This is a genomic window from Xanthomonas sp. GW, assembly GCF_014236815.1.
In the GTDB taxonomy this organism is placed as follows: domain Bacteria; phylum Pseudomonadota; class Gammaproteobacteria; order Xanthomonadales; family Xanthomonadaceae; genus Xanthomonas_A.
The window spans coordinates 5,092,314-5,109,308 of sequence record NZ_CP051189.1 but is presented as its reverse complement, the minus strand read 5'-3'; the positions used below and the strand labels follow the sequence as shown (position 1 = coordinate 5,109,308).

The window sequence follows — 16,995 nt, the reverse complement described above, 5'->3', positions numbered from 1 at the left end:
CGGCAAAGCCGGACGCTGCGCATGCTACCGGCAGTACGCAGCTAATGCAATGGTTTAAGTTTTATTGGCTAAGTCGTTGATATGTATTGATCGGTCAGCGCACTGCCGCATTCGCCAGGGTGGCAGCGATCTCCTTCTGGATCGCCTCGGCCGCGGCGCGCGGGTCGGCGGCCTGGCGGATCGGGCGGCCGACCACGATCGCATCGGCGCCGTCGGCGAAGGCCTGGGCCACGCCGACGGTGCGCTGCTGGTCGTCGCCGACCGGGCCGCCGGGGCGGATGCCCGGGCACACGATCGAGAAGCCGGCGCCGGTGGCGCGGCGGATCGGCGCCGCTTCCTGGCCGGAGGCGATGACCCCGTCGACGCCGGCGGCCTGCGCGGCCAGGGCACGTTCCACCACGACGTCCTGCGGCTCGCGGTCGATGCCCATCGACGCCAGGTCGGCGCGGCCCATCGAGGTCAGCACGGTCACCGCCAGCAGGCGCATCTCGCCGCCGTTGGCCTCGGCCGCGGCCTGCATCATCGCCGGGTGCCAGCCGTGGATCGTGCAGTAGTCCACCGGCCACTGCGACAGGCGCCGGATCACCCCGCCGACGGTGGCCGGGATGTCGAAGAACTTCAGGTCCACGAACACGCGCTTGCCGCGCGCGGCCAGCGTCTCCAGCACGTCGAAGTACTCGCCGGAGGCCAGCAGTTCCATGCCGATCTTGTAGAACGCCACCGAATCGTCGAGCCGCTCGATCCACTGCAGCGCCTCGGTGCGGCCGGGCACGTCGAGGGCGAAGATCAGCCGTTCGCGCGCCTCGAGCGCCAGCGGCGCGCGGCTCACTGCGCCAGCTCCAGCGCGTCGCGCTTGGCCTGGTGGCGCGCGGCGCGCGGCTGCGCGAAATCGTTGTTGAACAGCGCCGGCTCCCAGGAGCCGTAGCTGGGATTGGGCAGCATCCACCAGCGCTCGCCGAACCAGTCGTGGTACTGCTGCAGCAGCTGCGCGCGACCGTCCGGGGTGTTGGCCACGACCTGCACGAAATCGCCGAGCTGGTCGCCGAACTGCATCAGCACGCGGTACTGCTGGCCGACCAGCTTGCGCCGGCAGTTCTTCTCCGAGCCGTTCTGCTCGCAGCCCTTGACCACCGTGCCCAGGCCCAGCAGCACGCTGTTGTCGGCCACCGGCAGGCCGGCGCTGCGCAGGTTGGCCAGGGTCGCGTCGGTCAGGTGCACCGCGCGGTTGGACACGTACAGCACGGTGATGCCCTTGGCGCTGGCCGCCTTGGCGAAATCGACCACGCCGGGGATCGGCTTGGCCTTCTTCTCGGCCACCCACTGGTCCCAGCTGACCTCGTCGAACTCCTTGCCGTTGCGGATCAGCCGCGCCTGGTACGGCGAGTTGTCCAGCACCGTCTCGTCCACGTCCATCACCACCGCCGGCTTCAGCCCGGCCGCGGCGTTGCCGCGCTCCTCCGGCACCAGCGCGTCCCAGTTCGGCTCCTGCAGCGCCGCGTCCAGGCGGTCGGCGGCGGCGCGGTAGGTCTGCTCGGCGACGGCCCGGTATTCGGCCGAGCGCTGCATCCACAACACCGCGTTGAGGTTGTCGTCGCCGGCCACGGCGGCGTCGGCGGTCTTGGCGGCCGGCGGTGTCGCGGCATCGGTGGCCGGCGCCTGCGGCTTGCAGGCGGACAGGGCGAGCACGGCGCAGGCCAGTGCGGTGCGGGCGATCGGGGTCATCGGGCGCGGGAACCTAGGCGGGGAATCGACCGATTTTAGCGGGTTGCGGCTGCGCTGGCGCTGCGGCACCGCCGTAGCGGCCGTGCCCGGGCGTGGCCGCGATGCATATTCCTGCGGGCGCCGAAGCGGACGCGCTCGACGCCTCGCCATGTGACAAGTGTGCGCACGGTCCATGGAAAGCGCGACCGGGTTCATGGAAGCGCATCAAAGCTAGGGAATTCCCCCACAGGGCGTCAGGAAGCCCCGGATTGTGCGGTTGCTGTGGTGTGCACCACAGTCTGCCTCGCCTGCGCGCGATGCGCAGTGCACTCGGAAGGATGCGATCGACGCCCTGCGCCTAGCGGGGATACGCCGGATGCGTGACAGGGGAAAAGGTGTGAGTGTGTCGAGGAAAGGACTCTCTCTGATGGCCGTGGCTGTCGGCGCGCTGGCGTGTCTGGCGGTTCCGGCGTTTGCGCAGGAACTGCCGACCACGCTGGACCGCCAGGAACAGCTGCGCCAGGCCGAGGAGGTGCAGCGCAAGCAGGAACAGGACCGGCAGGCGCCGTTCGCCGGCCCGCGCGAGCCCGTGGCGCCGGCCGACATGCGCAGCATCGCGTTGCCCACCGAAACCCTGTGCTTCCCGATCCAGCGCATCCAGCTCGGCGGCGCCGGTGCCGACGGCGCGCGCTTCGCCTGGCTGTGGCTGTACCTACGCCAGTACCAGGGGCACTGCATCGGCCGCGAAGGTATCGATCTGATCCGCCGCCGCGCGCTCGACCAACTGGTCGCGCGCGGCCTGGTCACCACCCGCATCGGCGTGCCCGAGCAGGACCTGTCCAGCGGCCGCTTGCGCTTCGAACTGATGCCCGGCCGCTTGCGCCAGGTCCGCGTGCAATCCGCCGATGGCCGTGCCTTCTGGCGCAGCGCCTTGCCGCTGCGGCCGGGCGACCTGGTCGACCTGCGCGCGATCGAGCAGGCCGTGGAGCAGTTCAAGCGGGTGCCCTCGCAGGACGCCAAGATCGACATCGCCCCGGGCGAGCAACCCGGCGAATCGGACCTGGTGATCACCCTGCAGCACAGCCGGCGCTGGCGCAGCGTGCTCAACGCCGACGACTCCGGCGTGCGTGCCACCGGCCGCGCGCAGGGCGGCATCGACTTCGCGCTGGACGCGCCGCTGGGCATCAACGACCTGCTGTCGATCGGCTACAACCACGACCTGGTGGATCACGGCGCCGAGCGCGGCACGCGCGGCAACAGCCTCAGCTACAGCGTGCCGTGGGGTTGGTGGACGTTCGCGCTGTCGCTGTCGTCCTACCGCTACCACCAGCGCGTGGACGGCTACCTGCAGAGCTTTCAGTCCAGTGGCGAATCCAACAGTGCCCAGCTCGACCTGCAGCGGGTCATCCACCGCAACGGCAGCAGCAAGACCACTGCCGGCGTGGTCGTGGCCAAGCGCGAGGCACGCAGCTACCTGGACGGCATCGAGATCGGCATCCAGCGCCGGCACACCACCAGCGCCGAGGCCTACCTCAGCCATCGCCGTTATCTGGGGCCGATGCAGCTGGACCTGCGCCTGGCGCACCGCCGCGGCACGCCCTGGTTCGACGGGCAATGGACCGGTTACGACCCGGCAGTGGGTTTCCCCAGCTTCCGCTACGGCGTCACCACGCTGGACGTGAGCACCGGGCTGCCGTTCAAGCTCGGCAGCGTGGCCGCCAGCTGGGACAGCAGCCTGCATGCGCAGACCGCCTCGCAGCTGCTGCTCGGCTCGGAGTTCATCAGCATCGGCGGGCGCTACAGCGTGCGCGGCTTCGATGGCGAACGCACCCTCGGTGCCGAACGCGGCGCGTACTGGCGCAACACGCTCAACCTGCCGGTGCAGCGCCTGGGCATCGTCCCGTACCTGGGCGTGGATGCCGGCCGCATCGGCGGCCCCAGCGCCAGCGGGCAGGACGGGCGCAGCCTGGTTGGCGCCTTCGTCGGCGTGCGTGGTGCGCGCGGCGGGCTCACCTGGGACGGCTTCGCCGGCTGGGATCTGCACGCGCCCCGCGATTTCGATACCGCGCAGCCGGCCTACGGCGTGCGTGTGACCTATCAGTTCTGATCCCCGGGCCGCCGTTGGCGGACCGGGTTTTTGTGGTTTTGAGCGCCGGTGGCGCGACGAGAGAGAAATGGCGATGGACAAGGATTCCGCTGGCATGCGCACCACCATGGCCGACCGCTTCAAGCGCGGCGTGGCGATGCTGCTGTGCTGCACCGTCACCTGGACCTCGCTGCCGCTCTACGCGCAGGTCGTGCCGGTCGCCAATCCAGGCGGGCAACAGCCTGGCCAGCAGGCCGCGGCCAACGGCGTGCCGGTGGTCGACATCGTCGCCCCGAACGCGCGCGGCGTCTCGCACAACCGCTATTCGCGCTTCGACGTCGGCGCCAACGGCCTGATCCTCAACAACAGCGCCAACATCTCCAAGACCGAACTCGGCGGCTACATCGCCGGCAACGACAACCTGAAGAACAGCGGTGCGGCCACGCTGATCCTCAACGAAGTCACCTCCAGCGCCAGCCGCCTGCAGGGCTATACCGAAATCGCCGGGGCCAGGGCGCAGCTGGTGATCGCCAACCCGAATGGCATCAGCTGCGACGGCTGCGGCTTCCTCAACGCTTCGCGGGTCACCCTGGCCACCGGCACGCCGCAACTCGGCAGCGACGGTGCGTTGAACGGTTTCGGCATCACCGGCGGCGTGCTCAGCGTCGGCAGCAACGGCCTGGACGCGTACAACGTCGATCGCCTGGATCTGCTGTCGCGGCAGCTCAGCGTGGACGGCTCGGTGTGGGCCAAGGATCTGCTCGCCAGCACCGGCACGCAGCGCATCGGCTACGACGGCATGCTGCTGGAGCTGCTGCCGGGCAGCGATGGCGCGGCGCCGTCGATCGGCATCGACGTGGCCTACCTCGGCGGCATGTACGCCGACCGCATTCGCCTGATCGCCACCGAAGCCGGGGTCGGCGTGGTCAGCCGCGGCACCCTGGCCGCGCAGAGCGGCAGCCTGCAGATCGACAGCGCCGGCCAGCTCAGCCTGAGCGGTACCACGGTCGCCCGCGACGACGTGGACCTGCGCGCCGCAGGCGCGTTGACCCAGCAGGGCACGCTCGGCTCGCAGCAGGCCAACGTGCGCCTGCGCGCCGCGCAATTGAGCCTGAGCGGCGACACTGTCGCCAGCGGCCTGCTCGACGCGCGCGCCAGCGGTAGTTTCGACCACAGCGGGCGCAGCAGCGCCGGCGGGATCAGCCTGTTCGGCTCCGAACTCGATGCCGGCGGCACGCTGTACAGCAGCGGCGCGTTGAGCCTGGACGCGAGCGGCACCCTGCGCAACAGCGGCGTGGCCTACGCCGGCACCACGATGGCGTTGCGTGCCGGCGGCAGCTGGCTGCAGAGCGCCGGGACACTGCAGAGCGGCGGCGCGATGAGCGCGCAGGCGGCGCGGATCGACGCCGCCGGCACGCTCGACGCCGGTGCCGGCCTGGGCTTGCGCAGCGATGGCGACATGCGCTTGTCCGGGTTGGTCCAGTCCTGGCAGGACGCCGCGTTGCAGGCCGGTGGCCGCCTCGACAACGCCGGCCAGCTCAGCGCCGGCGGCCGCGTGGACATCGCCGCGGCGGCGATCGGCAACAGCGCCAGCGGCGTGCTGTCCGCCAGCGGCGACGTCGCCCTGGCGACCGCCGGTACGCTGGACAACGCCGGCACTGTGTACGCCGGGCGCGACCTGCGGATCGATGCGGCGGCCTTCGCCAACGACGGCAGCAGCTATGCCGGCCGCAATGCGGACATCGCCAGCAGCGGCGCCACCCGCAGCCGCGGCAGCCTGGTCGCCGGCGATGCGTTGCGCGTGGACGCGGCGCAGTTCGCCAGCAGCGGCGAACTCGGCAGCCAACGCGGCGCTACCAGCCTGTATAGCCGTGGCGATCTGGCGCTCGACGGCGCGGTGGCGGCGAAGGGTGCGCTGACCGCGCAGGCCGCGGGCGACCTGCACCAGTCCGGCACGCTCAGCGCGGCCAGCGCGCAGCTGCAGGCCGGCGGCGATGCGCTGCTGGACGGCACGCTGAAAACCGATGGCGCACTGCAGCTGAGTGCCGTCGGGCAACTGCGCAGTGCCGCCACGATCGCCGCGGGCGGCGACGCCGATCTGCGTGCGCAAGGCACGCTGCTGCAGGCCGGGCAGATCCAGTCCGGCGGCGCGCTGCGCCTGCAGGGCGCGGACATCGACCAGTCCGGCGTGCTCGATGCGGGCACCACGTTGTCCCTGCGCAGCGCCAACGCGATGCGCCTGGCCGGCACGCTACAGGCGCGCGGCGACGTCGCGCTGGACAGCGCCACAACGCTGCAGAACCAGGCGCAGGTGGTCGCCGGCGGCAACCTGGCGGTGGCCGCCGGCAGCCTGGACAACACCAGCGGCGCGGCACTGTCGGCGAGCGGCGATGCCACCATCGCCAGCGTCGCCGCGCTGCGCAACGACGGCAACCTGCATGCCGATGGCGCGCTGCGCCTGAGCGCCGGCAGCTTCGCCCAGACCGAGACCGGCAAGGCCTACGGCGGCGCAAGCCTCGACCTCGCCGCGAGCGACGCGGTGGACAACCGCGGCGACCTGATCGGCGGCGGCGACGTGCGCATCGCCGCCGGCGGCATCGCCAGCAGCGGCCAGCTCGGCAGCCAGCGCGGTGAACTCGCGCTCGACAGCCGCGGCGACCTGAGCCTGGACGGCGTCGTGGTCGCGGCCGGTACGTTGCGCGCCGCCGCACTCGGCGACGTGTACCAGCGTGGCAGCGTGCAGGCGCAATCGGCGCAGCTGCAGGCTGGCCGCGACCTGACCGTGGCCGGCACCCTGCGCAGCGCGACGACGCTGCAATTGCAGGCGCAGCGCGCGTTGAACGTGGACGGCCAAGCCATCGCCGGCAGTGATATTGGCATGCGCGGCACCAGCGTCACGCTCGGCCAGGACGCCGTGGTGCAGACCGCCACGGCGCTGCAGGTGGACGCCGGCACGATCGACAGCCGCGGCGCACTCGATGCCGGCACCGATCTGAGCCTGCGCAGCAAGGGCAAGCTGACCCTGGCCGGCATCGCCCAAGGCGGTGGCGACGTGCTGCTGGAAGCCGGCGCTGGCTTGGACAACAGCGCCCAGGTCGTCGCCGGTCGCGATCTGCAGCTGAGCGCTGCCAATGCGCTCAACCGTGCCACCGGCACGTTGGCTGCGGCGGACATGCTCGACCTGCGCGTCGCCGGCCTGCTCGACAACGCCGGCCGCCTGCGCGGCCAGAAGTCCCTTCTGCTGCAGGCCAGTGACTTCCAGCACAGCGGCGAGCTATACGCGGGCCAGGCGCTGGATCTGCACAGCGCCGGCGCGCTGGACAACCGCGGCACGCTGATCGCTGGCGGCGACCTGCGCATCGATGCCGGCAGCCTCAGCAACAGCGGCCAGCTCGGCAGCGAGACCGGCCAGGTGACGCTGAACAGCCAGGGCGACATGCAATTGGGCGGCAGCGTGATCGCCGCGCAGGCGCTGAGCGTCAGCGCGCTGGGCGATCTGCAGGTGGACGGCGCGCTCAAGGCGCAGTCGGCCACGCTCGCCGCCGGGCGCGACCTGAGCGTCGCCGGCGGCGTACAGACCGCCGCCGCGTTGGAGCTGCAGGCGCAGCGCGCGCTGCGCGTCGATGGCCAGGCATTGGCCGGCGGCGATCTGCGCCTGAGCGGCGCCAGCATCGCCACCGGTACGGCCGCGGTGCTGCAAGGCGCGGCTGCCGTGACCCTGCAAGGCGGTGCCATCGACAGCCGCGGCACGCTCGATGCCGCCACCGACCTGACCTTGCGCAGCGACGGTGCGCTGGCAGTCGCCGGCGTGGCACATGCCAAGCGCGACATCGCGCTCGATGCCGGTGCAGCGCTGAGCAATACCGGCCAGGTCGTGGCGGGTCGCGACCTGAGCGTCGCCGCGCAAAGCATCGACAACGCCGCTAGCGGCACGCTCGCCGCGCAAGGCGCGCTGCAACTCGCCACGCCTGGTACGGTCAGCAACGCCGGCAGCCTGCAGGCCGGCCAGGCCATGACCCTGGACGTCGGCACGCTGCAACACAGCGGCCAGGCCTACGCGGGCGATCGCCTGACGTTGCGCGCCAGCGGCGCGGTGGACAACCAGGGCGAACTGATCGCCAAACATGATCTGCAGGTGGATGCGGCCAGCATCGCCAGCAGCGGCCAGCTCGGCAGCGAGACAGGCCAGGTCGCGCTGACCAGCCAGGGCGATTTGCGTCTGGGCGGAATCGTCGCCGCGGCCACGCAGCTGAAGGCGCAAGCGCAAGGCGATCTGCTGCAGTCGGGCACCCTCAGCGCACAGGCGCTGGACCTGCACGCCGGGCGCGATATCGCGATGACTGGCCAGGTCACCGCCACGCAGTCGCTGCAGGTCCAGGCGCAGCGCGACCTGCACGTGGATGGGCAAGCCAACGCCGGTCAGGGCGCGTCGCTGAGCGCGGGCGCCACATTGAGCACCGGCAGCCAGGCCGTGCTGCACAGCGCCGGCGCGATCACGCTGACCGGCGCACGCATCGACAGCCAGGGCACGCTGGACGCCGGCACCACACTGGCGCTGACCAGCAGCGGCGATCTCGCGCTCGCCGGCATCGCCCAGTCGGCGACGACGCTGAACTTGAATGCCGGTGGCGCGCTGAGCAACGCCGGCCAGGTCGTGGCCGGCACCGACCTGACGCTGACCGCGGCCAGCGTCGACACCGCCGCCAATAGCCTGCTCGCCGCGCAGGGCGATGCGAGCCTGACCGTAAGCGGCACGCTGACCAACGCCGGTGCGCTGCGCGCGCGCCAGCGCCTGCAGTTGGATGTCGGCTCGCTGCAGCAGACCGGGCAGAGCTACGGCCTGCAGCGCCTGGGCCTGACCGCTAGCGGCGCCGTCGACAACCGCGGCGATCTGATCGCCGGCAACGCGCTGCGCGTGGAAGCGGCCAGCGTCGCCAGCAGCGGCCAGCTCGGTAGCGAAAGCGGCGACGTGGCGCTGGTCAGCCATGGCGATCTCGCGCTGGGCGGCACGCTGGCGGCGGCCGGTGCGTTCAGTGCGCAAGCCGGCGGCGCGCTGTCGCAGACCGGCGCGCTCAGCGCCGCGACCACGCTGCAACTGCAGTCGCACGGCGACCTGACCGTGGCCGGCACGCTGTCGGCGAACCAGGTCACGCTCGGCAGCGATGCCGCACTGCTCCAGCGCGGCACCGTCAACGGCAGCGACGTCGCCTTGCAGGCGCAACGCATCGACAACGCCGGGCAGACCCTGTCCAGCGGCAACCTGAGCCTGCGCGGCGGCGACATCGCCATCGGCGGCGTCGCCGCGGCCGGCGTGCGCAGCGACGGCAGCCTCGGCAGCAGCGGCACGCTGGACCTGCATGCCGACCGCACCCTGAGCGCCAGCGGCAAGCTGATCGCCGCCGGCAACCTCACCGCGCAGGCCACCCAACTCAGCCTGGCCGGTAGCACCACCCGGGTCGGCGGCGATGCCAGCCTGACCGCGAGCAACGGCCTCGATCACCGCGGCGCCGACCTGCTCGCCGGCGGCCTGCTGACCGTGCGCGCCGGCGGCAGCCTCGACAACGGCACGCTCAACGGCGTCGGCGGTCAACTGCAGGCCGCGCGCCTGGATCTGGGCGCAGCGTCATTGAGCAACACCGGCGGCACCCTGGTGCAGAGCGGCAGCGGGCAGACCCGCATCGCCATCACCGGCGCGTTCGACAACGGCAACGGCAAGCTGGCCACGAACGGCCAGGATCTCAACCTCAGCGCCGCGTCGCTGAACAATGCCCAGGGGCGCATCGAACACGCCGGCACCGGCACCGCCACACTGAGCATCGGCGGCGCCGTCGCCAATGCCGGCGGCCGCATCCTGACCCAGGGCCAGCTGCAACTCGGCGCCAATGCCGGCATCGACAACCAGAACGGCGCGATCGCCGCCGCCGGCGACGCCACGTTGACCGCGGCCAGCCTGAGCAATGTCGGCGGCAGCGTGTCGGCACGCGGCTTGAACACCCAGCTCGGCGGCGCGCTCGACAACCGCAGCGGCGTGCTGCAGGCCTCCGGCGGCACCCTGACCGTACGCGCCGACAGCCTCGACAACCGCAGCGGCACGCTGCAGGCGGTCGCCAACGGCGGCAGCGGCGGCGATCTGCGGACCGAGATCGCGCACACGCTCAACAACGATGGCGGCCTGCTCGGCGCCAGCAACGACGCCAGCGTCGGCGCCGAAAACCTCAGCAACAGCGCCGGTACCGTGCAGGCCGGACGCGACCTGGCGCTGACCGCGCGCGGCCAGCTCGACAACCACCAAAGCGGGCGCATCGGCGGCGGCCGCGACCTCAACGTCGCGGTTACCGGCGCGCTGCTCAACAGCGGCGGCCAGCTCGACAGCGGCAACGCAATGACCCTGTCCGGCGGCCGCATCGACAACAGCCAGGGCAGCATCGCCAACAACGGCAGCGGCCTGACCCAGCTCACCACCGGCGGCGAACTGCGCAATGCCGGCGGCAGCCTGGGCGGACGCGGCAGCGTCGTGCTCAACGCCGCCAGCGTGGTCAACAGCGACGGCCAGCTGGTCGCCGGCGGCAATCTTGTCGCCAACACCAACGCGCTCGACAACCAGCGCGGCAACGTCTACGCAGGCAATACGTTCCAGCTGCAGCGCGCCGGCGCCACGCTCGACAACCGCGGCGGCACCATCAAGGCCGAGCAGGCGGTGCGCCTGAGCCTGCAGAGCCTGAGCAACAGCGGCGGGCGCATCGGCGCCGGCAGCAGCGTCGGCGGGGCCGGCGACGTGGTCATCGATACCGTCGGCTTCGACGGCAGCGGCAACATCCTCGCGCAGAACCTGCTCGACCTGACCGTGCGCAGCGACTACACCCACCGCGCCGGCGCCGACATCACCAGCAATGGCGATTTCCGCCTCAGCGTTGGTGGCAACATGACCAACGCCTCCGCGCTGAAGGCCGGGCGCAGCCTGAGCGTGACCGCCAACAACATCAGCAACGTCGCCGGCGCGACGATGCAGGCAGGCAATACCCAGTTGAATGCCGGCGGGACCATCGACAACGCCGGCGACATTTCCGCCAGCAACAATCTGCAGCTCAAGGCCGGCAGCGTCTACAACACCGGCAGCCTGGTCGGCGCCAACGTGCTGGTGGACACCGGCACCCTGGTCAACGGCGCCGACCTGGGCGGCGCCACCGACAACGCCGCCTACGGTTCGGCGCTGATCGGCGCCACCAACGGCATGACCCTGCTGGTCCGCGACCAGCTGCTCAACCGCGACGCCAGGATCTTCAGCCTCGGCAACATCGCCATCGGCGGCGCGCGCGACGGCGGTGGCACGCTCACCGCGCGTACCGGCGTGGTCAACAACCTGTCCGGCAGCATCGAGGCCGATGGCAGCATTTTGATTGCGGCCAGTGACGTGAACAATCGACGTCGCAAAGTCGAAGCAAGGACCAATCCACTCTCTGACGCTGAACGTGAGGAAATCAACAAGAACACGCCCAGCGAAGTTCTGTACGTCGGCGATCCGATGCCTGAGCAGAATGGAAAAAATGTTGGTTCAGAAGTCAGGCTCGGTGCAACCAGGACATACGATGTAATCAGTCGCGACCAACTTATTTCCGCTAGCGCCGAAGGACGCATAGTAGCTAGTGGAAATATATCGATTTCCGGAAGCGTGGATAACTATGCATCCACGATTGCTGCCGCCGGTCTGCTTGCGGTCAACAGCTATGGCACAAATGGCCTGAGCGATTCCCTTATCAACAAACAGGAAATCGTGAAGAACAACGCGCTCGCGCTGAGTCAGAAAACGAAATATACCGACATCGAGACAGTGGCTGTATTGGAAGATGGAGACTGTGCACGAGGAATCCGAGGAGATGGCTGCACATATCAGATTCAAGAAAATGAAATCAACTCCGGCATTCTAGACAACAGCTACACCGCCCTCGCCGCCAACATGACCGGCGGCCAGGGCGTGTCGATCAATGGCGCCACGATCAGCAACGGTGCCGTCGGCAGCGACGGCCGCAGCATCGGCGGCGCCGCGTTCAACGCTAGGCAAGGCACGGCACTGAACCGCCGCAACGCGCAGAGCGCCAACGGCGTCGGCAATAAAGCCGTGCAGGCACAGACCAGCTCGGCCGCAGGCGGTGCAACGGTCAGTAACCGCATCGTCAGTGCCAGCATCGGCCCGATCCGCATCGATGAAGGCCAGGGCTCGCTGGTTAAAAGTACCGATGCGTCTGCCGCCAACGTGCAGCCGCAGACGATGCAGGCCAGTCTGTCCAACGCGGGCAGCACCACCCAACGCCAACAGATCGACCCCGGCACCGGCAATGTGCAGCAAGTGGTTGGTGGTATCGGCGCCCCGCTCGGCAACATCACGTTGCCCATCGGCGGTCTGTATCGCCTGGTCGGTGCCAACGGCGCCAGCGTCAACGCGCTGGGCCGCGCCGCCAACGGCCTGGGCGGCATCAACGCGAATCGCAGCGCCGGCCCGGGCCGGCGCTACCTGATCGAGACCGATCCACGCTTCGTCAACTACGACAACTTCATCAGCAGCGATTACCTGCTCGACAAGCTCGGCGTGGACCCCGAATGGACCCAGACCCGCCTGGGCGACGGCTTCTACGAACAGCGCCTGGTGCTGGACCAGATCACCCAGCTGACCGGCCGCCGCTACCTGGGTAACTACGACGACGGCGTGGCGCAGTACCGCGCGCTGCTGGACGGCGCCGTGGCCGAGGCCGGCGCGCTGCACCTGGATGTCGGCGTTGCATTGACCGCCGAACAGGTCGCCGCGCTGACCCACGATATCGTGTGGATGGTCGAACAGGAGTACCAGGGCCAGAAGGTGCTGGTGCCGGTGGTGTACCTGTCGTCCAGCACCGCGCTGACCCTGCGCAGCGACGGTGCTTTGATCGCCAGCGACAACGGAGACGTCTCACTCAACGCCACCGCCGGCCTGAGCAACAGCGGTTCGATCAGCGGCGCCAACGTCAGCGCCACTGCTGGCAACCTGTTGAATCAGGGCCGCATCGCCGGTACTGGCACGGTGGCATTGCAGGCGAAGCAGGACCTGCTCAACCTCGGCGGCCAGATCGTCGGCCACGACGTGTTGCTGAGCGCGGGCAACGACCTGCTCAGCAACACTCGCGACGACACCATCGGCCGCGGAATCGCCTCGACCATCAGTGCCGACAATAACCTGCAGATGCTTGCCGGCCGCGATCTGATCATCACTGGTACAACCGCGCAGGCGGGCAACAGCGCCGCATTGCAGGCCGGTAACAACCTGGTGCTGAAGCCCACCGACCTCCGCGATGACGCTGGCCTCACCCGCGGTGGCGATGCCACCAGTCTGAGCGTTGGCAGAGATCTGCAACTGGCTGCCGGCAACGACATCACCATACGTCAGGCGGAAGTGAAGGCCGGCGGCGACCTGATCGCGGCGGCCGGTCACGATCTCAACGTGTCCTCGGTATTGGGCCAGAGCACCACCACGACCGACCACACCGGCCAAGGCAAGACCAAGGTCACCACCACGACCACCACCCAGGATATCGATCAGCAGGCACTGACCGCCGGCGGCAACCTGATCCTCAGCGCCGGCAACGACGTCAACCTGGTCGCGGCCAAGCTCGACGCGGGCAAGGGCCTGGCCGTGGTCGCCGGCAACGACATCAACAGCACCACGCTGACGACGGTGGACAGCAGCGACACGCTGGAGACGCGCAAGCGCTTCAAGCAGACCACCAGCACCACCGATGAGACCGTCCACGGCACCGAGTTCAGCGCCGGCAGCGACATCGCCCTGCAGGCCGGCCATGACGTAAACCTCACCGCGGCCAAGGTCTACACCGACACCGGCAGCGTGTCCGTGGCCGCCGGCAACGACGTCAACCTGCTCGCCGCGCAGGAGCAGCACGACGCCGAACAGGACATGCAGAAGAAGAAAAGCGGCTTCTTGTCCAGCAAGACCACCACCACGCACGACGAGTGGCACGACAGCACGGCGGTGGTCACCACGCTCAGCGGCGACAGCGTGCAGATCGCCGCCGGCAACAACCTGCTGTCGCAAGGCGCGCAGGTCGCCGGTACCGGCGACGTGGTGCTTGCCGCCGGCAACGACCTGACGCTGGAGACCGCACAGAACGAGCACAGCGAAGAGCACGACAAAAAGGTCAAGAAGACCGGCTTGTACAGCGGCGGCGGCTTCAGTGTGACGCTGGGCGCCAGTAAGAAGACCGACACGCTCGACGCCACGGAAATCACCAACAGCGGCAGCCTGGTCGGCAGCACCGATGGATCGGTGACGATGACGGCCGGCAACGCGGTGTCGATCACCGGCAGCGACGTGCTGAGCAAGACCGGCACGGCGATCGTCGGCAAGGAAGTGACCATTGCCGCGGCCGAGAACCGCGTGGACACGGTGCAGACCTCCAAGCAGCAGAGTGCGGGCATCTCGCTGGGCTTGACCGGTGGTTTGGTCGATGCGGTACAAACCGCGTATAGCGCGGTCGAGCGCGGCTCCGAGGTCGAAGATGATCGGCTCAAGGCGCTGTACGCAGTCAAAGCGGGTTACTCGATCAGCGACGCCGCCGGTTCAGCCAGCAACGGCCTAAAGGGTTACAACGGCGAAGCAGTTGCTGGAAATACAACGAAAACCGGTGCAGCTTCGGCAGATGGTGCTCAGGGAGCAGCCAATGCCACAGGCGTAAGCCTGCGCATCGGCATCGGCGCCAGCAGTTCCTCGAGCAAGACCACCACGCACGAGGAGACCACAGGCGGCAGCCGCATCCTCAGCGACGGCAATGTCACCATCGCGGCCACTGGCGGCGATCTCAACGTGATCGGCAGCAAGATCAGTGGCGAGAATGTCGCGCTGGCGGCGGCCAACAACCTCAACCTGCTGAGCCAGCAGGAAAACAACACGACGAAGTCGGAGAACAAGAACGCTGGCGGCGAGATCGGCGTCAGCGTCGGTGCAACGACGGGCTATTACCTGACCGTCTCGGCCGGCAAGGGCAGCGCCAAGGGCAACAGCGACCTGCATACCGAGAGCGTGGTCACCGCCAACGGCACACTGACCCTGGCCAGCGGCAACGACACCACGATCAAGGGCGCTCAAGCAGTTGGTGATAAGGTCCTGGCAAACGTCGGCGGTAACCTGCTGATCCAGAGCGAACAGGACGAGAACGAATACAAGAGCAAGCAACAGCAGGCGAGCGTGACGCTCGCCACCGGCTCGGGCAGCGGCGGCAGCTACAGCCAGCAGAAGGTCAACAGCAGCTACACCAGCGTCAAGGAGCAGAGCGGGATCCAGGCCGGCGATGGTGGGTTCGATATCACCGTGGGCGGCAATACGCACCTGATCGGTGGGGCCATCGCCAGTACGGCCGATGCAAGTTTGAATAGTCTGTCAACCGATAGCTTGACTGTTGAAAACTTGCAGAACAGCGCCAAAGCTAGTGCTTCCGGGATGAACTTGGCGGTAGATACGGGCATGTTCAGTGGTAGCAAGTATGCTGCCGCGAAGGGTATTGCAAGCAATGCACTAGGCAGTGGAGACGATAGCGAGAGTCACAAGAGTGACACGCTCAGTGATATCGCTGCCGGTGCTGTGGAAATACGGAATAACGAAAGTTCGGCGCTTCTTGCTCTGGAACGAAAAGCATCAGTGCTCAGCGGAAATGGCGTCAATGAAATAAACAGGGATAAGTTACAAGAGCAAGTTGAGTTTGAGCAGCAGGCTAAACAGCTAGCTTACGACCAAGCAGTGAAGTACACGGATGAAGCTTACAAGGATATGTTCCTCAAGGAGCACAAGTTTCTTGAGGTTGTCACTGATGAAGATGGCAAGCTGATCAAAGTGGTTGATAAAGATGGAAAAGAACAATTTGTTCACGGTCGCGAGTTGACAGAGGAAGAAATAAAAAATCTGCAACCTGGGACCGACGGCAAAGTGCACGTTGCACTCAATGGGATATTCAATGGTACGTACGGTAACGATGTGCCGGCGGAAAAATATGCGAATCAACACAATATTTCTGACGGTCCGCAGTACTACATCCACTTTCCTCAAGCTGACAACAGCTTGTCTGAGCTATTAATTGCGGGCTATCAAAAATATCTGGAGGGAGACTTCTGGGGGTTGACTAATTCCACAAGGGAACTCGAAGGCGTCATGCTGCAATACGGTACGACGGGCCTTCATCTTGACGGGCACAGCCGAGGTTCAATGACGGTAGGTAATGCGATGGAGTCAATTGCAAAAATAACTGGTTCATCCGGCGTGTTGAGCAATACCACAATTTCCTTTTTTGGTCCGGCCTATAATGCTGAAAAGGCAGATGGGGTATTGAGCGGTTTGCAGAATCGCGATATGCAGTTTGATCCGCAAGCGATGGTATTGACTTTGCAAAATCATATAGCTGATCCTGTTGGCCGCTTGATCGGCGGAAATCCAGCAACAGGTGGAACCATTCCTGAAGGAAGCAGTTGGATTTCTGAAGTCAAGCGAGCGCTGGGGGGACAAGGTACATCGCATAATTGTTATGGTTCTGGGTCGGATTCAAGATGCAGTCAACTTTGGAATGGTAATGAAACGAATAGGCCGACGTCTTACCCTGTCAATAAAATAATAGATGGGATTAAATGAAATATAAGCATGCACTGATTTTTATGACTGCACTTATTGCAGGGTGTTTTGGGTTTGTTCCTTTTCAGCCAAATCGCGATCAAGACGAGATGTGGTCGGCAACGGGCAAGTCACGGGCCGAAGTACAAAAAGCTATGCTTGAGTGTGGCTATCCAAATCTATCTTCAATTAGTGGGAGGGGTTCTGATAAATACCCATCGGAAAACGAGATAGCCATCATGTTTCGTTGCATGCAACACAGTGGATTTACGTATGGGGACGAAGGTTTTGACTTCTGTAAAGGATACGAAAACATTCCAGCTTGCCAGCCTGGTGCGATCATCCCTAAGCGCGATCTAGGTTTGAGAATCAATAGTAATTTTTGCAAATCGCATGTAAATGCAGATGCTTGCAGGCCATAAGTAATTTTTGGAAATGTGACTGCGCTGCTGCGCATCCGCAGGATGCGCCGCCCCCGCGTTCACGGGGGTGCCGGAGTCAGGTTCACTTATCGGTGGTCATGGTGGATTCGCGTAGCCGGTGGGGGGCTGATGCCAGCGGGGGGCTGGGG

5 protein-coding genes are annotated in these 16,995 nt (G+C 67.0%); 3 read left to right on the top strand and 2 right to left on the bottom strand.

Features of this window, described 5'->3' with window-relative positions:
- Positions 1-94: 94 nt before the first annotated feature.
- Both pyrF and HEP73_RS21930 read right to left on the bottom strand, forming a co-directional pair.
- Positions 95-829, bottom strand: a complete 735-nt coding sequence (gene pyrF, locus HEP73_RS21935) for an orotidine-5'-phosphate decarboxylase (protein ID WP_185821560.1) — start codon at positions 827-829, stop codon at positions 95-97.
- Positions 826-1,722 (bottom strand): 5'-nucleotidase, lipoprotein e(P4) family, encoded by an 897-nt coding sequence (locus HEP73_RS21930; RefSeq protein WP_185821559.1) that lies wholly within the window; start codon positions 1,720-1,722, stop codon positions 826-828. Before HEP73_RS21930 ends, pyrF begins: the two co-directional genes overlap by 4 nt.
- 406 nt (positions 1,723-2,128) lie before the next feature.
- On the opposite strand from HEP73_RS21930, the gene HEP73_RS21925 reads away from it, so the two are divergent.
- The 3 genes from HEP73_RS21925 (at position 2,129) to HEP73_RS21915 (ending at position 16,846) form a co-directional block, all read left to right on the top strand.
- Positions 2,129-3,808: a ShlB/FhaC/HecB family hemolysin secretion/activation protein gene (locus tag HEP73_RS21925; protein WP_185821558.1), complete on the top strand. Its 1,680-nt coding sequence runs from the start codon at positions 2,129-2,131 to the stop codon at positions 3,806-3,808.
- Between the two features lie 73 nt (positions 3,809-3,881).
- Positions 3,882-16,445: a hemagglutinin repeat-containing protein gene (locus HEP73_RS21920; protein ID WP_255423604.1), complete on the top strand. Its 12,564-nt coding sequence runs from the start codon at positions 3,882-3,884 to the stop codon at positions 16,443-16,445.
- Complete coding sequence (locus HEP73_RS21915; RefSeq protein ID WP_185821557.1) at positions 16,442-16,846, top strand: hypothetical protein; 405 nt, start codon at positions 16,442-16,444, stop codon at positions 16,844-16,846. Before HEP73_RS21920 ends, HEP73_RS21915 begins: the two co-directional genes overlap by 4 nt.
- Positions 16,847-16,995 lie beyond the last annotated feature (149 nt).